At 45.0% G+C, this 23,997-nt stretch carries 29 protein-coding genes and 1 pseudogene; 3 read left to right on the top strand and 27 right to left on the bottom strand.

All coding sequences use genetic code 11. The features are described 5' to 3' along the window. Positions 1-2: 2 nt before the first annotated feature. The 23 genes from GWP43_RS13395 to GWP43_RS13285 all read right to left on the bottom strand — a co-directional run bounded on the left by GWP43_RS13395 (position 3) and on the right by GWP43_RS13285 (position 13,580). Entirely contained in the window at positions 3-482 is a 480-nt protein-coding gene (locus GWP43_RS13395; RefSeq protein ID WP_162664569.1) for a DUF1804 family protein, read from the bottom strand. 7 nt (positions 483-489) lie between these two features. After that, positions 490-918, bottom strand: coding sequence for a hypothetical protein (locus GWP43_RS13390; RefSeq protein ID WP_162664568.1), 429 nt, complete (start codon positions 916-918; stop codon positions 490-492). Beyond that, the gene (locus tag GWP43_RS13385) at positions 915-1,055 is read right to left on the bottom strand and encodes a hypothetical protein (protein WP_162664567.1); all 141 of its coding nucleotides are present in this window, start codon (positions 1,053-1,055) and stop codon (positions 915-917) included. The genes GWP43_RS13390 and GWP43_RS13385 overlap by 4 nt, the downstream gene beginning before the upstream one ends. Positions 1,056-1,110: 55 nt before the next feature. Next, positions 1,111-1,425, bottom strand: a complete 315-nt coding sequence (locus GWP43_RS13380; protein ID WP_162664566.1) for a hypothetical protein — start codon at positions 1,423-1,425, stop codon at positions 1,111-1,113. Next, positions 1,422-1,859, bottom strand: coding sequence for a hypothetical protein (locus GWP43_RS13375; protein WP_162664565.1), 438 nt, complete (start codon positions 1,857-1,859; stop codon positions 1,422-1,424). Before GWP43_RS13375 ends, GWP43_RS13380 begins: the two co-directional genes overlap by 4 nt. 327 nt (positions 1,860-2,186) lie before the next feature. Beyond that, positions 2,187-3,614, bottom strand: coding sequence for a class I SAM-dependent DNA methyltransferase (locus GWP43_RS13370; protein WP_162664564.1), 1,428 nt, complete (start codon positions 3,612-3,614; stop codon positions 2,187-2,189). 4 nt (positions 3,615-3,618) lie between these two features. After that, complete coding sequence (locus GWP43_RS13365; RefSeq protein ID WP_162664563.1) at positions 3,619-4,422, bottom strand: tyrosine-type recombinase/integrase; 804 nt, start codon at positions 4,420-4,422, stop codon at positions 3,619-3,621. A gap of 15 nt (positions 4,423-4,437) precedes the next feature. After that, positions 4,438-4,767, bottom strand: a complete 330-nt coding sequence (locus tag GWP43_RS13360) for a hypothetical protein (protein ID WP_162664562.1) — start codon at positions 4,765-4,767, stop codon at positions 4,438-4,440. A 6-nt stretch (positions 4,768-4,773) separates the two neighbouring features. Continuing rightward, entirely contained in the window at positions 4,774-5,382 is a 609-nt protein-coding gene (locus GWP43_RS13355) for a master DNA invertase Mpi family serine-type recombinase (RefSeq protein ID WP_162664561.1), read from the bottom strand. Further along, complete coding sequence (locus tag GWP43_RS13350; protein WP_162664560.1) at positions 5,379-6,149, bottom strand: HNH endonuclease; 771 nt, start codon at positions 6,147-6,149, stop codon at positions 5,379-5,381. Before GWP43_RS13350 ends, GWP43_RS13355 begins: the two co-directional genes overlap by 4 nt. Positions 6,150-6,162: 13 nt before the next feature. Continuing rightward, a complete protein-coding gene (locus GWP43_RS13345; RefSeq protein ID WP_162664559.1) occupies positions 6,163-6,438 on the bottom strand; it encodes a hypothetical protein in 276 nt (91 codons plus the stop codon). Between the two features lie 29 nt (positions 6,439-6,467). Continuing rightward, the gene (locus GWP43_RS13340) at positions 6,468-6,905 is read right to left on the bottom strand and encodes a hypothetical protein (protein WP_162664558.1); all 438 of its coding nucleotides are present in this window, start codon (positions 6,903-6,905) and stop codon (positions 6,468-6,470) included. A gap of 201 nt (positions 6,906-7,106) precedes the next feature. Next, positions 7,107-7,310 carry a hypothetical protein gene (locus GWP43_RS13335; RefSeq protein WP_162664557.1) on the bottom strand — a complete coding sequence of 68 codons (204 nt, stop codon included), beginning with the start codon at positions 7,308-7,310 and terminating at the stop codon, positions 7,107-7,109. 7 nt (positions 7,311-7,317) lie between these two features. Further along, a complete protein-coding gene (locus GWP43_RS13330) occupies positions 7,318-7,599 on the bottom strand; it encodes a hypothetical protein (protein WP_162664556.1) in 282 nt (93 codons plus the stop codon). Beyond that, positions 7,600-8,244: a DUF2786 domain-containing protein gene (locus tag GWP43_RS13325; RefSeq protein ID WP_162664555.1), complete on the bottom strand. Its 645-nt coding sequence runs from the start codon at positions 8,242-8,244 to the stop codon at positions 7,600-7,602. Next, positions 8,234-8,617, bottom strand: a complete 384-nt coding sequence (locus GWP43_RS13320; RefSeq protein ID WP_162664554.1) for a Mor transcription activator family protein — start codon at positions 8,615-8,617, stop codon at positions 8,234-8,236. The genes GWP43_RS13325 and GWP43_RS13320 overlap by 11 nt, the downstream gene beginning before the upstream one ends. Then, on the bottom strand, positions 8,614-9,129 hold the full coding sequence (locus tag GWP43_RS13315; protein ID WP_162664553.1) for a regulatory protein GemA: 516 nt from the start codon (positions 9,127-9,129) through the stop codon (positions 8,614-8,616). The genes GWP43_RS13320 and GWP43_RS13315 overlap by 4 nt, the downstream gene beginning before the upstream one ends. A gap of 52 nt (positions 9,130-9,181) precedes the next feature. After that, complete coding sequence (locus GWP43_RS13310) at positions 9,182-9,694, bottom strand: host-nuclease inhibitor Gam family protein (protein WP_162664552.1); 513 nt, start codon at positions 9,692-9,694, stop codon at positions 9,182-9,184. Between the two features lie 185 nt (positions 9,695-9,879). Continuing rightward, positions 9,880-10,026 carry a hypothetical protein gene (locus tag GWP43_RS13305; protein WP_162664551.1) on the bottom strand — a complete coding sequence of 49 codons (147 nt, stop codon included), beginning with the start codon at positions 10,024-10,026 and terminating at the stop codon, positions 9,880-9,882. Further along, the gene (locus GWP43_RS13300) at positions 10,023-10,805 is read right to left on the bottom strand and encodes an AAA family ATPase (RefSeq protein ID WP_162664550.1); all 783 of its coding nucleotides are present in this window, start codon (positions 10,803-10,805) and stop codon (positions 10,023-10,025) included. The genes GWP43_RS13305 and GWP43_RS13300 overlap by 4 nt, the downstream gene beginning before the upstream one ends. 77 nt (positions 10,806-10,882) lie before the next feature. Then, a complete protein-coding gene (locus GWP43_RS13295; RefSeq protein ID WP_162664549.1) occupies positions 10,883-12,823 on the bottom strand; it encodes a transposase domain-containing protein in 1,941 nt (646 codons plus the stop codon). 35 nt (positions 12,824-12,858) lie between these two features. Next, complete coding sequence (locus GWP43_RS13290; protein ID WP_162664548.1) at positions 12,859-13,311, bottom strand: hypothetical protein; 453 nt, start codon at positions 13,309-13,311, stop codon at positions 12,859-12,861. Positions 13,312-13,328: 17 nt separating this feature from the next. Next, positions 13,329-13,580: a hypothetical protein gene (locus GWP43_RS13285; protein ID WP_162664547.1), complete on the bottom strand. Its 252-nt coding sequence runs from the start codon at positions 13,578-13,580 to the stop codon at positions 13,329-13,331. Positions 13,581-13,748: 168 nt separating this feature from the next. Between GWP43_RS13285 and GWP43_RS13280 the strand changes: the two genes are divergently transcribed. Then, positions 13,749-14,447 carry a helix-turn-helix domain-containing protein gene (locus GWP43_RS13280; RefSeq protein WP_162664546.1) on the top strand — a complete coding sequence of 233 codons (699 nt, stop codon included), beginning with the start codon at positions 13,749-13,751 and terminating at the stop codon, positions 14,445-14,447. Between the two features lie 456 nt (positions 14,448-14,903). Here the strand turns inward: GWP43_RS13280 and GWP43_RS13275 are convergent. From GWP43_RS13275 to GWP43_RS13260, 4 genes and pseudogenes are all read right to left on the bottom strand, one after another. Continuing rightward, positions 14,904-15,140: pseudogene (locus GWP43_RS13275) on the bottom strand (hydroxylamine reductase); the annotation flags it as partial. A 317-nt stretch (positions 15,141-15,457) separates the two neighbouring features. Further along, on the bottom strand, positions 15,458-17,092 hold the full coding sequence (gene groL, locus GWP43_RS13270; RefSeq protein WP_162664545.1) for a chaperonin GroEL: 1,635 nt from the start codon (positions 17,090-17,092) through the stop codon (positions 15,458-15,460). A 250-nt stretch (positions 17,093-17,342) separates the two neighbouring features. Beyond that, complete coding sequence (locus GWP43_RS13265) at positions 17,343-20,237, bottom strand: VCBS repeat-containing protein (RefSeq protein WP_162664544.1); 2,895 nt, start codon at positions 20,235-20,237, stop codon at positions 17,343-17,345. A 24-nt stretch (positions 20,238-20,261) separates the two neighbouring features. Then, on the bottom strand, positions 20,262-21,368 hold the full coding sequence (locus GWP43_RS13260) for a tyrosine-protein phosphatase (protein ID WP_162664543.1): 1,107 nt from the start codon (positions 21,366-21,368) through the stop codon (positions 20,262-20,264). Between the two features lie 396 nt (positions 21,369-21,764). Between GWP43_RS13260 and GWP43_RS13255 the strand changes: the two genes are divergently transcribed. Further along, a complete protein-coding gene (locus GWP43_RS13255; RefSeq protein WP_162664542.1) occupies positions 21,765-22,625 on the top strand; it encodes a flagellin N-terminal helical domain-containing protein in 861 nt (286 codons plus the stop codon). A gap of 281 nt (positions 22,626-22,906) precedes the next feature. Further along, positions 22,907-23,764 (top strand): flagellin N-terminal helical domain-containing protein, encoded by an 858-nt coding sequence (locus GWP43_RS13250; RefSeq protein WP_162664541.1) that lies wholly within the window; start codon positions 22,907-22,909, stop codon positions 23,762-23,764. Positions 23,765-23,997: the final 233 nt, after the last annotated feature.

Below are 23,997 nucleotides of genomic sequence, written 5' to 3'. Positions count from 1 at the left end.
TTTTATAATAAGCCTTTTTTCGTGCTATACTCCGAAAGTGCTTGATAGATACTTTCCCAATGCGGCTCCATTTGTGTTTTTAAGGCAGGTTCATTTTCATAGAGCCACCGGTCGGCAATTTTAATCAGGTCAAGCGCGACACCCATATACTGGCTGCGGTTATCGAGCTTTTGTAAAACGCTCACATGCTTCGCAATCGCATCAGCTATTTTTCCATCGGAAAGAAGATCGGGACTTTGTTTTATTTTTACTACCCACTGCTTTAAGGCTTCTGCATACATGGTGACTAATTCGCGCGGACTCATGTTATACACCCGCCGCGCCGTGTCCCAGTCGCTTGTCTCCCCTAAGGCTGCAGCGTCTGCTTTCCAACGGTATATAGTGCCTTCACTTACTGCAAGTTCGGTGGCAATTTGAGCGCAGGATTTTCCTTCCTTTACATAAAGCCGCTCAGCCTCAGCGCGTCTTTCATCTTTTGCCATACCGCTTCTATTCCTTTTTGATTGCTTTGCGCAATTCGCGGATGTCTTCTTTCATGTCTTTAAAACCGTTATTGATGTTAGAATCAAGCTTATCCAGCATTTTAAACACTTGTGCTTGCGACACTTCAAGTTTGCCGATACGTTCACTGTGTACATTCAGTAAGCCATACAATTCCGTGTACTTTCGCTCACCCGATAAACGGTCTTCATCAGCCCGCTTTTGCATCAGCACCAGTAATTCATCGGAACGTTTTATTGCTTTCGCTAACTCATCTTTTGAAGCGAGCGTTTTGATATGTTCTTCTTGCGCTTTATTTGTTTCGACGCTGTCGTGTATTTTTTGCTTTAAGCCGCCGACTGCGATAAATACCCCGCCGACGGTTATAAGCATTCCGACAAGAGTGCCAATCAGGGATATAATAACCGTTCCACTCATTTCTCTTTTGTCTCCCAAAATGCAATAATGACTTCAAGACGCGCAGTATATTCTCTCATTGCAATAATATTGCGTTCAAGTGTGCGGTAATTTTCATACGAAAGCCAAAGCCCGTCGTCTTTATCCTCAAAAACCACCGGCTCCATTACAGGAGCAGGCGGTTTTTCAGGCGCAATGTTTTGTAATACCGCATCAATGTCCGCAGTCGTCGGCGCTTTTGTTGTCGTGCATCCGGTCTGAAAAAAGACTATTTGCACGAGTAACAAGAGAAGCGTCAGCAGTAGCGGAAAGCGCCTGCCTTTTTTCATCCGATTCCTCCGTAATTTTTTTATTCTTATCTTGCGCTTCTTGTAAGCGTTCTGCTCTTTTACGAACCGCTTCAAAAGCGCCGCTTAATCGCTGTACTTCCGTTTTTGCTCTTTTTAATTTTTTCACTATGATAGTAAGCAAAAGTGAAAGCACCGCGATAACGCCCAACAACGCTAATATGATATAAAGAGGTATCATGACTCGTCTCCGGATAGTTCACCTGTCTCATTGAGCTCAGGCGGCTGCTCGCCGGTTACGATTTTATTTGCTTCAACGCCCGAGACAAGCCCGCCGATAACGATGATAAAACCGACGCCAAAGGATAAATAAAGCGAGTTCATATCCCGTTCAAAGATGCTTGAAATGATAAACGCTTCGATAAGCAGCAAAGCAAAAATAATAAGGGCAATAATGTAACGATGCCGGTTCATATTTTTATACCGTCCTGCCGGAAGCTCTTTTGTTTTATGCAGCATCGTAAGAATATCGATACCGAGAAATGTCCCCAGCACTCCGGTAAAAGTTCCGGCGATTGCCGTAACCGTCAGAGAATCCGTTACGAAAAATACCATCGCTGCAACAAACAGCGCTGCGAATAAAAGCCATGCAATTTGTGATTTTTTTGTCGTCATAGTAATACCTCCAGATAAGCGCCATCAGGATACACCTTTTCAGGTAAAGGGAAGGGAAATCCGTACAAGGCGTATCCTCAATGTACGCTTACGGTATACTGTAGCCGGTTTTATTATGACTAATCAAAGAAACTATTTGAAAAAAATAGGCTCGGTATACATGATGTGAAAAACGTATTTTGAAATAAAAAATGCCGCTGCCGGTATTACCCCCGGCCGGATCGCCTGCGGCTAGCGGAGGTTTACGAATCCCTCTAACGGGTTACGGAGCTTCTGCTGGAGAAACTTCAAAAAGTTTATTACAGTGTTGTTCTTCGTTTTGCTCTTTCATTCTTCAATTCCTTCAATCAGTCGGGAAAGTTCGGCAACAGCAGCGGTGATATTGGCGCTCTTGGTTTGAATTGTCTGCATCAGTTCGGCGAGTGAACAGTCTACCGCATCGGAATCGTCTTTTATCCAGGAAATATCCAGACTGGTTTTATCCCGTGCAAGCAATTCATCGACGTGATATTTACGCCATCTTCCCGTCGGATTTTCTTTGCTCCATGTTTCTTTTCTGTCTTCAAGGCTCCCCGCGCAGTAGCACTTTACAAAGTCTTCAAGGTCGGAACGTTTAAGCGGTTTCGTTGCAAGTGTGTGTTTAATTCCTGTCCGGTAATCGTAATACCATGTCTCTTGTGTCGGGCTTCCTTTTTCAAAGAATAGTACATTTGCTTTTACGCCGTTTGCGTAAAAAATACCGGTCGGTAAACGAAGAATCGTATGAAGATTAAAATCTTTTAAAAGTTTTTTGCGAAGAATTTCTCCGGCGCCGTCTGCAAAAAGCACATTATCGGGAAGAACGATTCCGGCTCTTCCGCCGTCTTTTAACATGACCATTATATGCTGCAAAAAATTTAACTGGTTGTTGCTTGTCGTTACAATCAAATCGGAACGCATGGTCGAAATATCCACACTTCCTGCAGGGCGAGCCCCAAACGGCGGGTTGGCAAGAATCACATTTACAAGATGTTCGGGTTCGTGTTCCAAACTATCTTCACATTTAATCGGTGTGGTGTTCACTCCAATGTCGTGAAGATAAAGATTCATAGAAGCCAATGTTACGACAAGAGGCGTAATGTCATTTCCGCTCAGTGCCTGCGTTTGTAAGAAATCCACTTTACTCGGCTCGTCGCTTTGTTTGCGCATATAGTCATAGGCGGCAAGCAAGAAGCCGCCGGTTCCGCACGCCGGATCGGCAACGGTCTCTGTAATCTTCGGCTGAACAACATCAACCATCGCATTAATCAAAGGACGCGGTGTAAAGTATTGCCCTGCTCCGGATTTTTTATCCTGTCCGTTTTTTTGAAGAATACTTTCATAAATTGCGCCTTTTAGATCTCCGTCCATACTGAACCAGTTTTCTTCATCAATCATTCCGATCAGTTTTTTAAGAAGAGCCGGTGTTTTAATCTTATTTTGCGCTTCCGTAAAAATTGCGCCGATAAGTCCATCAGATGCCTGTAAAATTTCAAGAATCTTTTCATATTTTTTAAGTTGATTGCGTCCGTCCAGTTCAACAAGGTCTTTCCATTTGCTTCCGTCAGGAAGTGCGCTGCCTAAACCGTAAGCTTCTTTCTCAAAATCCATTTTTAGAAATAAGAGATATGTCAGCTGAATAATATAATCCGTAAATCCGACGCCGGCCGCTGCAAGAACGCCTGTCATGTTCCAAACTTTTTTTGTAAGCGTCTGTTCCGGTTTTGCTATGCTCATTTTTTTACCAACTCATTTGTGAATTTAAAAGATTTACCTGCTCATCTTTTGTCCGCATGGTATAAATCGCTGTGGTTGCAATATTCGAATGTCCAAGATAAGAGCTGACAAGGGAAATATCATTGCCCGTTGCTTTAAGCATTTTTATAGCAAAATAATGACGAAATGCATGAGGATGCATGACTTCTTTTCTTACTCCGGCTTTGCAGCCAATAGACTTCAACTGCATAGCAGCCGCTCTTGTTGTCAACGGTTTCCCATTTCGAGAGAGAAACAAAGGATCGTCTGCGGCTTTCTCGCGGAAAAACTCTTTTGAATCTTCTATCAGGTTTTTGGGAATTAATATTAAGCGTTGTTTCCCTTTAGAATGCATCCGTGCACAACCTTCAATCAGACAAATTCCTTTTAATTTTGTTAATTCCGATATGCGCATTCCCGTACCGGCAAGAAACCGAACAAGCCAATAGGCCTTCTGATTATGTTGTCGTGCATATTCACATACTCGTCCGTATTCTTCATCATTGGGAACATTCTCAACGTACAATTGTTTTTGTATCTTTATTCTTTTTAATTTTTCTTGCGGTCGTCCTATAAAATCCGCATATTTATTTAAGGCAGTAATCCGTAATGCGATTGTTTTTGATTTTCTACATCCTATAAGCCATTGCTTATATTTAATCGCATTTGTTTTATTGAATTCAGTAAATTTTGAAAAAAACTCTTTCAGTGAATACCGATACGAGCTAATCGTATTTTCAGATAGTTCGCATTCATAAAGATAATCTAAAAAATCATCATATTGTGTCATACCGTCCTCCTTATATTAGCACCGTGTTTTTATTCCGTATCGATCATCAATTTCTGCTATCCATGCAGGGAGAATCGGATTAAAATGTGTACCACATTCTTGTATTCGCTGTTTAAGTAATGGTAGTAATGTTTGATTGCAGATTTCTCCTGCATACAGATTAAGCCGCTTTTGTGCATACTGAATTTCCGCTCTCATTTTTATATTGTAAATAACTTTTTCGTGTCCTCCACCAAAGATATATAACCACGCTAAGAGCTTACAACAAAAATCATCATTGAGTATTTTAATATCACAAGATAATGCCGTTTGTAATAAATCATGATAAAAAGTATTTTTCCCCATTGTGAATCACTCCAAAAGATTATTTTCTTTTATGAACTTATCAACCGTTATTCGGTGCACACCCAATAACCTGCCGATCGCTGCCTTTGGTATCTTCTTACTTAAATAGTCTTGTATCTCCGCTTCTTTGCCGTACAACTTATATCGTTCAGCAGCATTCTTTTTACCTTGTGGGCGACCTAACACAACACCTTGAGCACGCCGCAAAGCAAGCGCTTCTTTTGTTCTTTGACTAATCAGTTGCCGCTCAATTTCTGCTGCTAAGGAAAAAGCAAATGCTAAAACTTTTGAGTTAATATTGTCTGCAAATTCAAAATTCTCTTTAATCGAAAACACTTTGATATTCCGTTCAATGCAGACATTTAGAAAGCTCATTACATTCAAAAGACTTCTGCCGAGCCGTGAAAGTTCGCTTACAATTAGCACATCATCTTTTTGTAATTCCTTGCTTAAATCTCCAAGTTTACGGTGCCCGATGGCTACTGTACCAGACATAATTTCTTCTACATATCTATCGATCCTGATATGTCTATTTTCTGCCCAGTTATGTATTTCAAAGCGTTGATTTTCGACAGTTTGCTTTTCCGTACTTACTCTGATATACGCATAAATCATTTCTTATTCCTTTTCTGTCGCCAATATTCACGTGCTTGCGCATTCAACCGCTCGCAGTTCTTTGCTCTGTATTCCCGCTGCTTACAAAGATACGCTTCGTGCTTTACCGGATCAGCCATAATGTTTGCAAGCCGTTGTTTTGCATACGCGGCTCTTTTTGCCTTTTCTGCAGGATCGTTTTTTTTTCGTTCGTAGTTTGCTTTATTGTGGAGTGCGTAAGCTTTCTCACGTCCTGCAAGGTTTACCTTTGCTATGGCAACTCGCGCCCTGAGTAAACAGATGTCCCGCTCTTCGCGTGACATTGCTGCTGTATGTCCCATGCGAGCCATAACGTTTAATTCTCCTCGTAAAACGCGCTCAAGGTTTGAAGGATCAAAGTTACGACTATTACCGTCCATGAAAATAACTACCATTCCTTCCGCACTCTCACCTGGATGGTGTTGTTCCCACACATACCGCTGATACTGCATCCATTTATTCGGTTCTGCGATCTTTATCTGCACATAGCCTTTTTTTTCTCGCAAGCTGCCGATCGGTTTGTGTCGATGGTGTTTTACACCTCGACGATGGTTTGCGCTTTTCATTACCCCAAGGTTAAATCCTTTGCTGTAACAGTTTGCCTTGAATGCAGTTATGCTAAAGTCCGTGTGAAACATTTTGTTAAGCTCATCGACCATGTGCTGAATCTGAGTGTATCCATGTTCACGAATGGGGCAGCGCTCTTTAATCCAGTTATCAATTTCTCTCGTCCACTTAACCGTACTCATATCACACCATTGCCTATTTTTTTCTCCAGTCGATTTCTTTTGCCCCAAGAGTCTCCGGCAACTGTATCGACATTCCCATATTGTCAGCAACGCGAACAGCATCAAGTTGAAGCCGCGTCAATTCCGTAATTCTCCCGGCAATGCTGTTTACTGCATCAGCGCGTTTAATGGCAATCTCAACTTTCGTATTGTCGATATTCCCATTTTCATCTTTGAAACTATCCTCATCTTGTAACGCTTCAAGTTCTGCAAATAGTGCATTGTGTAAGTCAATTATTTTATTTCTCATAAGTTTTTTCCTCCTTAGAATTTTAATTATTATGTGCTCTGTTGGGCAAAAATCCTTTCAAGTTCTGGAATAAAAAAATCATCACAGCTCTTTTTTGCTTGCTCGCATTTTTCTTTCCATCCTAACGATTTACATAAGAAGCAGTCATGCGTATCGATAATGTGTTTCAACAGCATCGCTCGCTTATCGGCTGTCGTATTTTCTTTTCTCAAATTTCCGCTAAACCACTGCATAACTAATGCTTTTTCATATTCTGCCAGTTTTGGACTAGCCCATGAATTAAGTTCCTTTTTACAAGAAGGACATAAGAGTATTTTGGTATACCGATGCACATCGTATTCGGTAGTATATACGTCGCGTCCCATGCGCCCTTTAACTTTTTCGCCGCATTTTTGGCAGCGAATTTCGTCTACTTTATTAAGGTCTATCTCCCGTATCTGGTCGTTTTCAAGATCAACTTCAAGCATTTATTCAAATCTCCTTGCATACACAGTTTTGAGCTTGTTCTGTAGCCGCTTTAACAGTTGGCTAATGCGGCTTTCCGACAACCCTAATGCTTTTCCGATACTGTCTTTTTTCAACTAAATGTAAATTCAGTAAAAATGCTACTAAACAAGCCACTAATATATTTAGGATACAAGATACAACCTCTTTCATTTGATTCCTCCCTATTCGGTTGCAAGCAGTGCGGTAATTTGCGCTGGGGTAAGTCCCAGCGCGTTAAGCGTCATAATGGCAACGACCGCAGCGGCTTCTTTTCCGGCATAATTAAGACTGTTCACCGCCTGTGATATTTGCCCAGCACTTAATTTTATGTATTCGGTTTCTTCCATGTACGGCGGCTTTTTTTCGTTTAGAAAAATCGTTTTCATGCGTTACCTATTCCTCGTCTCTGTAAAAATCTTCGTTGCAATCCGTTACCGTTGACTGTGCAGCTGCAATACCGATCGGTGAACATATACTTTCAGTCAGGTCGTGAATTTCCGACTCAACCCACTCCTCAAAATCACAATCTGATAATTCTTCGGAAGCATTCGCAAGTATTGTTTCTGCATCGTATCTGTCCTTTGCCCATACCTCTACTTCTTTGGTAACAAGCTTCTTTTCGATAATTGCGGTATAATGCTTATAGCCTTTTGCTTTCATTTCTTCGATTGTCATTTATCCCTCCAAATATCCATTGCGGGCGGTTGCTTGCCGGTGTAATGAAACGGTGCCGCCGTCAGCTACGCCGCGATTAAAGGCTTTGCCTTTTTGGTTTGTTTTTAGTTCACTCCTCGTTATAATGCCGAATTTGTTTTCCGCTGCCTTTTTTACCGCAAGCAATTTATGTTCACGCTCAGGCGCCCATGATACTTTCTGTCCCAATTCATATATCCGAATTGCTAACCGACAGACGATCCCGAAGCGGTATTGATTTTTGTATTTCAGCGTATTGCGCTTACGCACGTTCTGCTTAACCATCCGGTCTATCGTTTTACTTAAATAGCCGTACATCTCTTTTGCCATAAATGCGTCGAATGATTCTCCGTAAAAAATCATTTGACCGCTTGAAACATCGCGTAATGCCTCACAGGCATACAGCGATGCAACGGTGTTCGCAAGCGTTGACCGCCATGCCGATTCACGCTTTGTCGCTTTGACCGTCTGCGACGCATACACGCATTCGGCTTCCGTTACGTGGTATGCTTCCATCAGTTCCTGCGCTTTTTGTAACGCTGCCATTGCCTCGTTTTCATTCGGGCTTTTTGACAGTGCCAAAAGCTTTTTAATTCGTTTTTTAATGGTTTCTGCATCAGTGTTCATAAAATAATTCTCCTGGTTCAAATGGTCTTGAGTGTGGCACGTCCAGTTTGACAGGATCGGCGCTTGCACTGGCGGTTTCATCAGGCGGGGTGATGCCGGCTTTCAAAAGGGCGCGTCGCTCGGCTGTTAGTTTGTGTTCTATCTTGCGGATGTAGGATTTGGTATAGCGGTATTTTTCCGCAAGGTCGGCGTAGGTGGCTCCGGCACGAAGCTCTGCAAAGATTTGACGGTGCTGTTCGGCAAGTCCGATTCTTTTGGGGAAATAAAAGCTACTGCCTTCAAAAAATTCAAAGACTTTCCGGGCATTGTCCTTGCCGATGAGTAATTCCAGCTGTTCAAGCGTTTCGTTCGCTTCGTAGATGCTGTCGGTCACTGCTTTGCGCCTTCACTTTGAGGATGAGGCGGACGGTCTGGATTGACCCCCGCTTTTTTTGCAATATCCCGCAAGGCAAGGATCACCTTGGTAGCCTTTTCTTTGCTGATCCATTCGATCTGCGTAACCCCTGCAATGCGCTGGAGCATCGCTTGTAAAGAAGCCTCGTCTTTTGCCCTGCTTGCCAAATCCCATAATCCCCGGATGTAATACTCTTGCCGTGCGCTAATCCAATCGCCATTACGACCGTTTTGCGATGCGGTCTTTTTTAAGCCGCTTTGTGCCGCTTTACCGGCTGTTACTCTGAAACCGAGCGTTGCAAAGGCTTTGAGTACCGCGTTATACTGTTGCCACGTCTTAATATCACGTGCCGAGTCAACCCCCGCTGCACCAAAAAGGAGGGCACGATAGGAAGCGTCATCAAGACCGCACTCACGTTTTGCTACGTGGAGTATCTGTATCCACTTGCGCCCAGCGACGCCTGCTTTCGGTGTGTTTGTTTTTGCTTCCATAACGCGATTTCTCCTCCTCTTTCAATACAAAATCCGTGCCGTTTACCGGCTTTTACGATACCTGCTCTTTCAACAGCTCTTTGTTTACTTCTTCGCGGTTTGCTTGGCAGAAAAAAGCATCTTTGACTTTGCGCACCGCATCAACTTGCGCTAAGGATTCATCAGTCATCTCCGCCATTAAATCCTTATCAATTTCTTCTTTGATACGGATATACTTGGTTAAATGCAGTTTTTTCAGAAGCTCAAGTGTTGTCTTTTTGACGCTGATTGCGGTAGACTTACGATAGCCAAATTCGCCGAAGGATAGTTTTTGGGATTTGCGGTCTTTAAACAGTTCCTCACGGTTGTATTCGGCAAATGCGCCAAGCAGGGCGGAAAGGTCGGTAATGCGTTTACGAAGACCTTCCCCTTGCTTTGCGCAGTCTGCTTTAATTTCTGCAATTTTCTTGTTCGCTTCCCCGTCGATTGTCTCCAGTTCGTGCTCAAGAAGTCCGATTTCCTTGAGGGCTAAATCCGCATCCTCAAGCGTTTTGATTTTGCCGATATTCGGCTTGTACCTTGCCATAGATAACCTCCACTTATGGTCTTGCGTGTTTGTTCATCATGTGCGATAAAACCCATTCTTTTATGCACAATCCAGCAATTATCAACGTGCGGCACCGCACGTTCTCCCCTACATCTTTTAGGGCTAATGCCCTGCGATATAGCCACCCATACATACGCTTTGCACCTCCTGTGCTCCAATTTGTTTTATTCCATCAGCATTTCGCCTGCTGCTTGAATAACCTCCTCATCCGGCTCATCGAGCCGGTTTATTGCCATTGTCTGATGCACCCGCCCCATCAGTTTGGTGAGCGTCCGCACCGATCCCTTTGACGCTTTGACAAAAAAGTTCAAGGGTTTCCTTTGAAAGACGGGGCCAGACTGCGCCGATGATCTTTGCAGCATCGGCTTTGCTCATCTTTTTTGACTTCCAGAAAGACCCCGACGCGGCTGGTCAGCTGGTGATGGTCGAGCCGCCGGTTTTCCAGCTTGTACCGTAAGTCCGGTAATCCGCAAAGGACGACACCGGTTTGCGCTTTGTCGTTGATGACCCGCCGGATGAGTTCAAGGCAGCCGTCTGACAGGTACTCCGCCTCATCAATCAGGATAACCGTGTCCCGTCCCTTTAAGGCATCTACGATGCGGGAGATAATGACGCTCATGCCGCCTTTGGTATCGAGCCCCAGTGACTGGGCAATGGTTTTAACCAGTACGCTTTTGGTAAAACTTGAGTCTACTTCAATTAACAGCGCGCTATGGCTTTCCGCGGCATAATTGCGCAGCGCTGTCGTCTTACCGGTTCCCGCATCTCCGACAATGACAGCAATATCAGCTTCATCTTGCGCAATGCTTAACGCTTTACGGATCGAGTTCAGCACCGCAGTTTCCGAAATAGGGATGTGCAGCCGTTCAATCCGGCGTTCTTCCCGCTTTAACCACGCCTGCACCGCCTCTTCAAACGCCTTTACATTGCCGTTATACGTGCGGTTTTTGTATGCCGACACAACGGCAGAAGAATAGCCTAAGGCTTGCGCCGCCTTTGCTTGGCTAATCCGCTTCCCCTCATCGGGGTTTCCGACAAGCGCGAAAAACTTTTGATACAGTTCTTCGTTTATTCCGTCTTGTTTATCCATATTCTTTCTCCTTCCCGTTTGAATATCGTTTGTTATACTGTTGTAAGCGCCATTTTTACGGCGCTGATTGTGCTGCTTTAATCAGGATCGATCGGAAGCCGCAAGGTGCGCTTACGCCTCGGCGCTAACGGCTCCCCGCCGACAACTTTTTTGCTTTCAAGTGCATTCGGTACCGGCTCCGGCTCTTCTACCTTTTCTGCCAGTAATTGTGCCGGTGTTTTCCGCGCGTTTCGGATGTCCTTATCCCAGCGGTAGTCTTTCAAGTGCTCACGGGCTTGTCTTTGCTCCTTGCGCACCGCTCGCAGGTTTTCTTCCGTAATGCCGCGATCCTTGAACACGTCGCTTTCCGCCTCGAACTGAAAGACTAAATCAGGCAGACTGAAAATTGCAGCCTTACCGATGTCGTTTATGTCGCGCCTGACTTCGACCTTTTCGCCGATAAGACGAACCATTTCAGGATTGTAGAAGCTGATACCGTCTATCGATACGCCGTTGCGCTGGACAACCCGCTTTTCCCGTACCGTAAAGAGGTATTTGCGGTATTCTTCCGGCAGCTCGCGCTTGTGGTCAAAGGTTTCGGCAAACACTGCATTCGGTGTTTTACCGTCCATCCCTTGCCCTGAATGCTGCCAGCTCGAATTGAACCACGTTACAAACTGCGCAAAATCGCGCCGTAATTGCTCTAATGTGTAGGTTACTTCTATCTTGTCCCGTCCGTTGATGCGTCCCCAGAACAGTTTTTTATCTTCCGGAGCGTCAACCGTATTGGAGCCGACATAAAAATCTTGCGTCTTTGAAAAAAGCTCGCAAACGCTTCTAAAAAAGCGTTCAACCGGCTTTGATTGCCCCCGATAGGGAGTAGCAAAATGGACGTTCGTTTTGCAGTCCTGCAGTACGCCTTCAATGAGCTCAAGCGTTTCTGTTTCAGGCCGTGTCCTCCGCTGTTTCCACTCGCTTCCGGCAAACCATTCGCTTCTAAAGTCCTTGCCGTTATCAACGAGCATATTTTCAAAAAGTCCATACTGCTCAACGCTTTGCGAAAATGCCCGCATAATCGTCAAGGTGTTCGGCACCACATCAATCCACCAGCCGGTAATGGTGCGGCTCCTCATATCCATAAAAAGCGTAACCCACGGCCGGAAGATGCGCCCTTCGTGCATGATGACAAAATCGAAGATATGATGGTCGCCGCAGCCCCATTCCATCGCCTTAAACAGGGTGTAGTCGCGCTCGATGTACGGATCGAATTTATCGTGATAGGCTTTTTGTCCTTCCCGATAAAAGACCTTGACCGAGTTCGGAATTTCTTTGATGTACCGATTGACGGTAACGTATTTGAGATCGTAGCCGAACTGCGCTAAGTCGCGGGTGACGGATGCTGCGCTCGGTTTGCGTAAATCAAGGTAGAGCGAGTTGATAATCTCTTTTGCTTTTTCGTCAAAACTTGCGCCCGCTCCGCCGCGCCTGCGGGCATATTGCGGGATAAGCCCTGCAATGCCGTGTTCCTGATAGACGGCAAGCCAATTTTTATAAAAGTTAGACTGGGTATGGATGTTGCCCCAGCGTCCGAGCCGCTCGCGGAGATCGGCAGCAACCGCCCCGGACTCGTAGGCTGCAATAAAGGCTTTTGCCGAAAGCCCCGATTGTGAATAGGCTTCGATAAGTTTGACGCGCATCGCTGCGATGCGTAAGCCCGCTTCGCTTGACGCTTCAAGCGGTTTTATCGCTTTGGTTACCGCGCCACGCCCGTTATACGAGATGATAAGTACCTTTTTTTCTGCCTCAGACGTGGGTTTTAATGCTGTTTTAAGCGCCTGTAAATCCATTGAAAGGCTGGCTGCATAAGCCCGCTGGACATCGTCAGGGAGAAATTCAAGCTGAAATACTTGGGTCATACCGCCGTTTGCTTTAATAGAGCGGTTCCGCCATTGCTCATTACGAGCGCGCCTATTTACGCTCCGTTTTGCTATTCCTAAGACATTTGCTATTTCTACTGCCGAAATCCATCTTTTGACCATACCGTTACCTCGCTTACCGCATACGCCCCGCTCTTTTAGGGGTTGAAAGACAAGCCTTCCTGTTTGAAAAAGGCGAATGCATCTTCAACTAACCGCTCCGGTGTTGTTACCAGCACGGTTGTCTCCCTGTGCTCCCAAGCAGCAGGGCGCCATTGCTGCGAGCCTTCCGGACTCGGCAGCTGCTCCCAGCCGGCAAAAAGAGCCGGACACGTAGAAAAGTCTTCAAGGACAACGATGTGCGACATATAGGGAACCTGCTGCATTAAGGCGACGATGTCAGGATTAAGCGTGAAAAATATGCAGAAGTCATAGTCATCGTGGGTTAAAATGTATTCGAGAGTGGAAAAATAAAAGGGGGCGGCTCCAATGCTATAATGATCTCCTTTTGGAGCACGTTCATTCAGCGTTCGCAGCAGTGAAACTATTTCGGGTATTTGCTGTTCAGCTTTTGTGTAGTAGTCGTGATATACGCAGATATTGATTTCCATATTGTACCTCGCTTTTTTTACGCGCCTTTATGCGGTTCAGTTTTGCAATCTTCCGGCATTGCTGCCAGAAGCTCGTTAAAATCGGCATACCCAAGCACTTCGCAGAGCGCTTTTTTCGTAGGGGCGGAACCCTTACGGCCGTTCAAAAAATGTGATACAATGTCTACGGATCGGTTTGCTTTTGCTGCTACCGTCTCGTGGGTGTAGCCGTTGAGCTTGAGCTGGTACTGTATCCAGCAGCCCATCCGTTTGGTAATTCTGTTTGCCACAGTTTTGCCTCTTTCTTTTATAGGAAGTCCGCTGCTATCGGATTTCCTTTTTTTTCGGTTATATCGGTCTTTTTTTCGACCGATAGTTATATAATAAGTATTTTACGAGTTTTGTCAATCGTGTTTCACGAAGTTTTGCAAAAAAGTAATTATTTTACGAGGTTTTTTATGTATGAAGATATAAGTAAGAGGTTTACAGAGATTAGAGTTAATTTAGGGCTCACAAAAAAAGAGTTTGCCGATAGTTTGGCAATTGCTAGCACTGTAATTGTAGAGATAGAAAATGGAAAAAAAGGGCCGTCAAAAAACCTTCTTTTAACGGTGGCAGCAGAATATAATATTAGTCTTAACTGGCTGTGTTTCGGCATTGAGCCAAAATATTTAACGGACAAAATTCCAACACTACCTGCCAAAGTTGAAACAGCAAAAATTCCGCTGTTAAGTCAAAAAGTTTCTTGCGGCCCGGGACAAGACTGGGAAAGCGAAAATAATATTATTGATTATATCGATATTTTTAATATCTCTCGAGTAAAACTCAACCGGCTTTTTGCTCTTCAAGTCGAAGGTTCATCTATGATAGGTGCCGGAATTCATAGCGGCGATTATGTTCTTTTTGACGGCGGGCTAGATCAAAGGGTAAAAGACGGTCTGTATGTTTTTGCATTGGACGGAGAGGTATATTGTAAACGGCTTGAATTTGATATGAATAAAATTAACATATTTTCAGTTCGTTATACGGACTTAGATAAAGCAGAGTTGATGAAAACACTTGATACGCAGGATATGAATACAGCGGAACGACTGACAATATTCGGCAGGGTTTTATATTGGATTCATCCCAATGATGATAGTCTTCATAGGGCATAAATTTTACTTTTATATGTCCCACCTTTACGCAAAAAGGTAGGACATATAATTGCGTCTCACCTTTAATTATTTTCATACTAAAACTATTGTATAACTTATAATACAATATATACTTACAGACTGATGTCCCACCTTTAGCAAATTAGGAATTTTAATGTCCCACCTTTGGCGGAATCACAGGTTTTTTGGGATAAGGCTCTTTCCGTGAATTTTGATGTTTTTTTGGGCTGTTTTTCCACTAGAGCGCATAAAATGGGGTTAAAATGGGGAAATATTACCACTTGAATGGTGTTTTAATGGGTTTTAAGGCTTTTGAAGGGATGTTGTGTTTTTAGCGGGTTCTCTCGAAAAACTCTCATTTTTTCTCGTTTTTTCGCATTTTTTCTTATTTTTTGCGGGGGAATTTTTCGGGGTGGTAGATTGGATAAGTTTATATGGTGTATGGATTTAATTGGGGTTTTTGGGGCTTTTTGTAATTCCTAGTCTTGGGGATAGCCCACAGTGGTTCACCTCTTTTGTCACCTTCATCCCATGCTCGCGCATAGAGGTGGTAACAATGGAGAGTTTCTTTGTTGCCCAGATAAGGAAATCCTGTAGTCCTGCGACAACGGGATTCTTTCCGCAAACACCGACTTTTATACAGCCGGTATTCTTAAACGTCTCCTGACATTGAAAACAAAACATCGAATCCATACATAACTCCTTGTGTGAAATTCTGAATGACACGGATTAAAGGTAAGCTTCTGTAATTTCGGCTTTTTACAGACCGTCTACAACAATCTCGACTTTAATCCCATACTCTGAAGTCATTGTATCGTAAGGCGTCATGCCGATCGGTAACATTGGTTACGGATGGCCGATATTTTAATTTATAGAAATAAAAAAAAAGGCTTACGTACGAAAGTGCGTAAGCCTTTGTGTTATGCACAGAATTGATGTGTGCGGAGATTTTAATCCCCCGACGATGTTCGTCTACGCTCTTCGTCTACACGCTGCGTCGGGGGTGCTGATTAATACATTCCGCCCATACCGCCCATGTCGGGAGCGGGAGCCGCCGGAGCGTGCTTTTCAGGGAGGTTAGTGATAGCACACTCGGTGGTCAGCAGGAGGCTCGCAATGGAAGCTGCGTTTTGCAATGCAGAGCGGGTAACCTTGGCAGGGTCGATAATTCCGACCTTCATCATATCTACCCATTCCATTTTTGCAGCGTCAAAGCCGATACCGCGCTTCTCTTTTGCTTTTTCTGCAACGACAGCACCGTCGACACCGGCATTTTCCGCAATCTGGCGGATTGGCTCTTCAAGTGCACGTTTTACAATCTTAAAGCCGATCTTTTCATCTTCGGTCAGTTTGGAAAGATCAGCCTTGTTGAGTGCGTCCGCAGCTTGAATCAACGCAAGACCGCCGCCCGGTACAATACCTTCTTCGATAGCGGCACGGGTTGCATTCAAGGCATCCTCTACGCGGTGCTTCTTTTCCTTCATCTCGACTTCGGTAACGGCGCCGATCTTAATAACCGCAACACCGCCTGCGAGTTTTGCAAGGCGTTCCTTGAGTTTTTCAGTGTCGTATTCGGAAGAAGAATTTTCAATTTGCTTCTTAATCTGGGCAACGCGATCGTTGATGTGCTTTTTCTCACCTGCGCCGTCGATAATGGTGGTGTTCTCTTTATCGATTTTGACGCTCTTCGCCTGACCGAGTTGGCTGATATCGGCTGTCTCCAGCTTTAAGCCCAATTCTTCGGAGATAACCTGTCCGCCGGTCAAAATAGCGATATCTTCGAGCATTTCCTTGCGGCGGTCGCCGAAACCGGGAGCCTTTACCGCGCAGGTCTTTAAGGCGCCGCGGAGGCTGTTTACAACTAAGGTTGCCAATGCTTCGCCTTCAACATCTTCAGCGATAATCAAAAGCGGGCGGCCGGACTGTGCAACTTTTTCCAAAAGAGGCAGCAGGTCTTTCATCGTAGAAATCGTCTTGTCGTGGATTAAAATATACGGATTGTCGTACACGGTTTCCATGCGGTCGCGGTCGGTTACGAAATAGGAAGAAATATAACCGCGGTCAAACTGCATACCTTCAACATATTCGGTAACGGTTTCCATCGTCTGTGCTTCACCGACATCGATAACGCCGTCTTTTCCTACGCGAGCAATCGCATCGGCAAGGATTTTACCGATTTCCTGATCATTGTTTGCGGAAACGGAAGCAACATGGGCTACTTCCTCGGAACCTTTAATCTCTTTTGCGTTTTTCTGAATGTCGTCTACGGCGATTGCGACAGCCTTATCCATACCGCGCTTTAATTCAAGCGGGGTCATACCGGCGGCAACGGCCTTTAAGCCTTCGCGCACCATAGAATAAGCCAAAACAGTCGCGGTTGTGGTTCCGTCACCGGCAACATCGTTGGTTTTTGTGGCAACTTCTTTTAAGAGCTGCGCCCCCATATTCTCAAACGGATCTTCCAATTCAACTTCACGGGCAACCGAAACACCGTCTTTGGTAACGGTCGGAGCGCCGAAACTCTTATCGAGTAAGACATTGCGACCTTTGGGGCCTAATGTAACTTTTACCGCACTTGAAATTTGTTCAACACCGGAAAGCAGCTTTTTCCGTGCTTCTTCATTAAACAGCAGTTGTTTTGCCATCTTATGAACTCCTTCATCATTATAACTGAAATTATGCTACGTACTGTAGTTTTTAACGATAGAACGCTCACTGTGTCAAAAAACTCGTAAACGTTCAAAAAGATATGATAGTAAAATACAAAAAAAAAGATAAACCGGCAAGTGATTTAAGAAACCAGTTATAAAATAAACGGACAGTTCTAAAAATCTACCCGAGTTTTTAGAGCTGCCCGCTGAATTTTAGGAATGCCTTGTTATATGCAAATTGGCTTTACCTGAGTGCCGCGCCTCGATATGCATGGACTTTTGAATCGATACCATGCGTAATCAGTTCAGGAATCGAATCTCCATCAATGTCGAGTAAATATGGGGTTCCCGTACCGGCGAGCGGAAAGCCGTCCAGCGGAGCCAATCCGGAGGTATATCCGTAAAGAGCGTTTCCTCCTCCCGAAATAAATATCTCATCTTTTCCGTCACCGGTTACATCAAGCAATGTGATACGGTAATCATCCGCAGTACCTGTCTTTAACGGTAACGAGTCCGTTATCGCGCCTTCAGTGTTGAATTTAAACAGATGTCCGTCTTGCGAAACGACAAAGAACGCTCGCAACGATGCAGAATACGCCAAATCCGCCTTACACACGGTATTAAGATCACACGAAGCGGTCTCCGCATAATCCTTCGACAAACTGCGGATAGAAAACCGACCGTCTTCACTTACAAAAGCAGCGGCATAGTTTCCTTTTGTTTCTTCAAAGAATACCGGCGCTGCAGCAAAGATCCCTTCAAGTTCAATGGGATACCCTTCAACGATTTTTCCTTCTTTATTGAACAGGTACAAACTGCTTTCAAACGAGCGCGGAAGCGCTGCAATACCGTCTTTAAATATAACAGGGGCAGCCCGCAGTTTTGCATTCATTGTGTCGGAAGTAGACCAATTATCGGTTGTACCGGCAAGGAGTAGTGCCGAGTCGGAAGAAAGCGGTACCGCTATGCCGCCGTTAAAAGCAACCGGGTTAGGAAGGAGTTTTTCTGCCGTCAATACGGGATAGCCTGCAAAGGGTTCCAAGTTTTCGTTTGTCCGATAGATAGAACCGCGAGCCGAAACCGCCCACAGTGATTGAAGCTTTGAGTGTTTTATTTCGGCGGCAATTCCCGCCTTTCCATCAAGTGAAAGTGTTGATTCGCTGCCATTTAAAAGATTCATACTCTGCACATTTGAGCTGTTTGTCCAAAAGACGTAGGGAATATTGTCCGCAGTTTTTGCACAGATAATATCGGTTTCCGGTCGCTGTGAAAGAGAACGCGGGAAGGAAGGAATTTCTTCCAATTTACGCGCATCGGTTTTTTGCGTATAGAAATCCAAATGGACTTGACGTCCGGCCGCAAAACGGAGCGATAATACGCCTTTACCGTAATTCTTAAAGGCGGTTTTAAGCAGTGTATTTTGTTCCAAGAAGAACGGGATACTCCGATCCAGAGAATAGTATACTAAAAAAGACGTTTCGGCGGAAACGGCCTTTGCAATTTTCTTCCATTCATCGGTTTTTACCAAGAGTTTACCCGTGTCGGTTTCCTTTTTGCACATACCGAGTGCTTCTGCACTATTAGAGAGATATAAATAACCATCTTGTATCATATAAAATGGTTCCGGCAAGTCGATGTGGAAAGCACGCAGCAGTCCCAATAGCCACGAGGGGAATACAATACGCGGGATACGGTTGTCATCAACCACTGCAGCAGTACTGCGATCGATGAATATCGTATTAAACAGATCTTCCAGCAGATGGCGGCACTTTGCCTCATCTTTTAATGAAAGGAAGAAAACAGGTGTTTGAGAATCCCGATGACCGAATACGCCGATTTCACTGCCCACCCATTCAAAAACAAGCTGGTTCAAATCTTTGTTAAAAAAGAACTTACTATTTTTATTCGTTGAATTGAATGTCTTTGTAAGCTCCGGAGGAAAAAAAGCTTTGGTATTTTCGTAGAGGAATTGAGGATCGCCGAGATTGAGTAGTGTTAAATAGGCTGTTCCCTCCGGCAGGCGGGATAGAATAGCCGGTAGTGTCGAGCGACGTTGCAGTATCGTACTTACTTCGCTTTGTTCCGAAATCCAATTGATGATGCTATGAAAAGAAACCGTGTTTTCATCAAAGTTGACGTCGAGTGCCGCGGGTTCGGGGAATGCAAGTTCGCGTACCATATTCCCGACGATATCTCGCTTTGCAGCAATACCGGAAAGAAAATACGACGGTTCCGCATATACGCTGACTGCTCCGCGGTTTGGGGCACGCAGCAGTGCAGTCAGTCGTTTACCGCTTGCTTCGGAGTTTTCGGCTAAACAGGAATAGAGCAAGTCTTTCGAGGTTGCGGCGACAATAAGATTTTTATAAAGACAGACGTATAGTGTCTGATCTTTAGTTAGCTCAAAAAGAAAGCCTTTTTGCGTATCGCCGTTTATGTTAAATTCAGTTTTCGAAAGGTTTGGCACTGAGTCAAGCAGTTCCGGTTTTACGGCGGTAATAAGAGGCAGCAGCTGAACCGCAGCGGAACGGACGCCGATATCCGCAACAAGCGCTGCATTATCGCCCTCATAAACAGCGATATTAATAGGAACGTTCAACAGCCGCTTAAACCAGTCGGATTGGAGCGTTGTGTTAGACCGCAATGCACGGAGATTCCCCTGTAAAGCTGCCGTTTCGGGAGAAGAAAGAAGCGAATCGACGGCGCTGAGGTACAGTCCTTTTTGCAGCGTATCGCTTGCAGAGCGAATAGTAACCGCAGCATAATATCCGTCGGCAATATGCCGCGCAGGATTCGTCCGGTTTATCAATGAATATCCGATTAACCCTGCAAGCGGAATGAGAATAATCAAAATAAGGACAAGGAGGAAGATACCGGCTTTTTTGAAAAATCCGCTTTTCTTCCGCTTTTTTTTCGTGGGCGGATGCGGAGGGGCATGTATCGTATCGGTGTCCTGTGCCGCCGTCTGCCGCTCTGCCATATCAGCGTTTTCAATGGTCTGCGTATCAGGCGGTATTTCGACAGTACCGCTTACCGTAGCGTCCGGACTTGTTTCCATATCGATGTCCGGAGCGGGCGGCATATCGTGTCCTTCTGCTGGGTGAATGTGTTCATTGGTATTTAAATCGCCGGTATCCATAGGAATTCCTTATTCTTTAATTCATTATTGTAGTTTTTGTTTGAGTGCGCTGATTTGCTGGGCAGTCAGCCCAACGGTCTTAGTCAGATAGGTTTCCGCAACGGCTTTTAAATTAGCATCGGTAACAGCTTTGCCGCCGTTCATCTTTACGAACATATCGGTGATAATCTTCGCAATAACCGGATACCGCGCATCGGTTTTCTTGACGTTAAAGTAATTCATGTATGACAGCATATAGTCGTCGGCGACCTGCTGCACTGTGGCGCCCATCAAGGCTTCCAGAACAGCGGCAACCATACCTGCGCGGTCTTTTCCTTCATTGCAATGGACATAGAACGACCCCTTGTGCTGTCCCATAAAGATCAGTCCATCCTTTAGCTTCGCGATAAATGCAGGGTCGCTAAAGTCAATTCCCATATTAAGAGTGATAACCTGTCCGTTTTTTACCAACCGCTCATAGTAAGGCGCTGCAGCAAGATGGGGCGCCATACTTTCGGCACTGTCTGCAAGATTGATAACGGTTACGATTTTTGCCTCTTCGACGAGCTTAGCGGCATACGGAGCGCGGGCATCGCCGAGTACCGGATTGCATCCTCTGTACAGCCGATTGGCTGCAATGGAACCCGCTTGAACGGCACGGAAGTTTGCGAATATTGCGTCGGAAGCATAATCTTCACGTTTCTCGGATTTAACCAAGTGGCGCATCTCATATTCCTGTAAATATGCACCTTTTTGGGAAAGTGCCAGCGTTACCGGAGTTCCCTCGACTGCGCCGGTTTTGCCGCTGCAGTTATCGTAGCTCATTGCGATAGCAGTGAATCCATGTGAAATCCTAATCAGGTAATCTCCTCTGTTAACGTCGCTGTAAGTTGCAACAAAGGGAGCCGTTACGGTCTTGTCACCAAGTTTTGCGAGCAATACATCGCCGAGCTCGTAGCCTTTTTCTTTTAATGCAGCTTCGGTAATGTCCGTTGTAAGATTGCCGTACTTGTCAACCGACGAAACGGTTCCTTGCAGCGGCTCATAGACCGGTTCTTGCGCACGTGCGCCGCCCGTAGTAGCGCATGACATCAGCACGGAAAGACTGAACAATAATGCAATTGATAGATGCATAAAACGTTTGTGAATCATAAAACCTCCCAACATTAAAGCCTCGTGCAGAAAACTACAGAAGCTTCGTTTCTTTAATATATTTGATAGTAGTATATATGCTAATAGGGTGATAAACAAGGACTTTTGAAAATATGCGATGCCTTTGCCTTGTCGCTACGCTGGAATAAATGATCAACGTATCTTTTCTGCCACGGATGGCGGTTGTCCCACGAACGCTCTGCGTCGGGGTTGTTGATTTCACTAAATTAAAAAAAATTTGTACAAAGACTAAAGTTTTCAGCTTATACCGCCGATAAAAGATATGGAGATATTCTATTCGGAATCCCTAAAAACCGGGTAAGGTTTTTAGAGATTCTCTATTTTTCCTGAAAAGCACGGATGCTTTTCAACACCACATTTCATGGAGGAAATGCTATGGTTATCAACCACAACATGAGTGCAATGTTTGCACAGCGTACATTGGGTGTTACCGATGTACGTATCGGTAAGGACATCGAAAAGCTGTCCAGCGGTATGCGCATCAATCGCGCAGGCGATGATGCTTCCGGACTCGCGGTTTCCGAAAAAATGCGCGCTCAAATCCGAGGTTTAAACCAAGCTTCGGCAAACGCATCGAACGGAATCAGCTTTATTCAAGTTGCCGAAGCGTATCTACAGGAAACGACCGACATTATGCAGCGTATCCGCGAACTCGCGGTACAGGCATCAAACGGTATCTATTCTGCGGAAGACCGTATGCAAATTCAGGTCGAAGTTTCTCAGCTTGTTGCCGAAGTCGATCGCATTGCGAGTTCCGCTCAATTTAACGGCATGAATATGCTGACCGGACGCTTTGCGCGTGAGGGCGGAGAAAATGCCGTAACAGGCTCGATGTGGTTCCATATCGGGGCTAACATGGATCAGCGTATCCGCGTGTACATCGGTACCATGACTGCGCATGCCCTCGGCGTACGCGATTTGAGCGATAACCGTACGATGACTATCGAAACTGCGGAGGATGCGAACCACAGCATCGGTACAATCGATGAGGCGTTAAAGAAAATCAACAAGCAGCGGGCAGACCTCGGCGCATACCAGAACAGACTGGAAATGGCCGTTGTCGGAATAGACATTGCTGCAGAGAATTTGCAAGCATCCGAATCACGCATCCGCGATGCCGATATGGCAAAGCAGATGGTCGAGTATACGAGAAATCAAATACTCAACCAGTCCGGTACGGCAATGTTGGCGCAGGCGAATTCCAATACCCAGCTTGTACTCTCATTATTGCGTTAATTTTGGCTGTAACTCTCTTGTCTTTTTTTCGACAAGGGAGTATACTAGCTAACGTAATAACGAGAACCGGCGGGATACTTCCGGTGTCCCGTTAACATGATCTTTGAAAAACACCCTTAAGAAGCCCTGTATAGCAGTATTATTGGTCTTCGGTTGGTACATCGAAAGCCAATAATACTGTGTAAAAAACAGAGAGGAAAGGCGCAACCAATTTCCGTGACGTTTTTATACAGTGACCATTCCCGGCATGGATGCCGGATGTAGACTTCAAGGAGGGTTATATGATTATTAACCACAACATGAGCGCTATGTATTCACAGCGCAACACAGGCATCGTCGAAACCAGAATCGTAAAAGACATAGAAAAGCTTTCCAGCGGTATGCGCATTAACCGCGCAGGTGATGATGCTTCCGGTCTTGCAGTTTCCGAAAAAATGAGAAGCCAGATCCGCGGTTTAAATCAAGCAGGCCAGAACATACAGAACGGTGTTTCCTTTATCCAAGCAACAGAAGGGTATTTAGCTGAAACCACCGATATCATGCAGCGCTTACGCGAGTTAGCAGTTCAGGCTGCTAACGGTATTTACTCCGCAGAAGACCGCATGCAAATTCAGGTTGAAGTTTCTCAACTTGTGGATGAAGTAGACCGCATTGCAAGCCATGCTCAGTTTAATGGTATGAACCTGCTTACCGGACGCTTCGCGAGAGAGGCTGCTGACAATCAGTTGCAGTTGCATGTCGGTGCAAACATGGATCAGTCTGAAAAGCTCTTTGTTGGTACGATGACAGCTTTGGCTCTCGGTCTTACCGGCGGTATGCAGGGCGGCGAAGGCGATATGATCACCATCTCCTCTGTAGAAGGTGCTAATATGGCAATCGGTACTATCGACAATGCATTGAAGCAGATTAACAAGCAGAGAGCAGACCTCGGTGCATACCAGAACCGTTTTGAACTTGCATACAATGGTGTTGCAATTGCTGCTGAAAACCTGCAGGCTGCTGAATCACGTATCCGCGATGCTGATATGGCAAAGCAGATCGTTGAGTACACCAAGAATCAGATCTTGATGCAGTCAGGTACGGCAATGCTTGCACAGGCGAACACACAACCCCAATCGGTTATCCGCCTCCTTCAATAGCGCTCAGGAGAATTGGGAGAGAATACGCAAACCTAAATCAACAGTGAAGGTTTGAGTAAAAGAGATTTCTGGATGTTATCTCTTTTTCCCATGATTTAAAAGGAAGAAGAAGCCGCGCCCTTCTTCTTCCTTTTTTTTATCTAAAAATCTTCAAACGGTTGGAATCCGTAAATTTATTTTGCAGATCACGTAACTAATTTGACTTCGTAAAGATTATAGCTATTACAGCCGAA

Origin of the sequence: Treponema vincentii (assembly GCF_010365865.1) — a bacterium.
In the GTDB taxonomy this organism is placed as follows: domain Bacteria; phylum Spirochaetota; class Spirochaetia; order Treponematales; family Treponemataceae; genus Treponema.
This window is presented reverse-complemented; position numbering and strand designations above follow the sequence as displayed.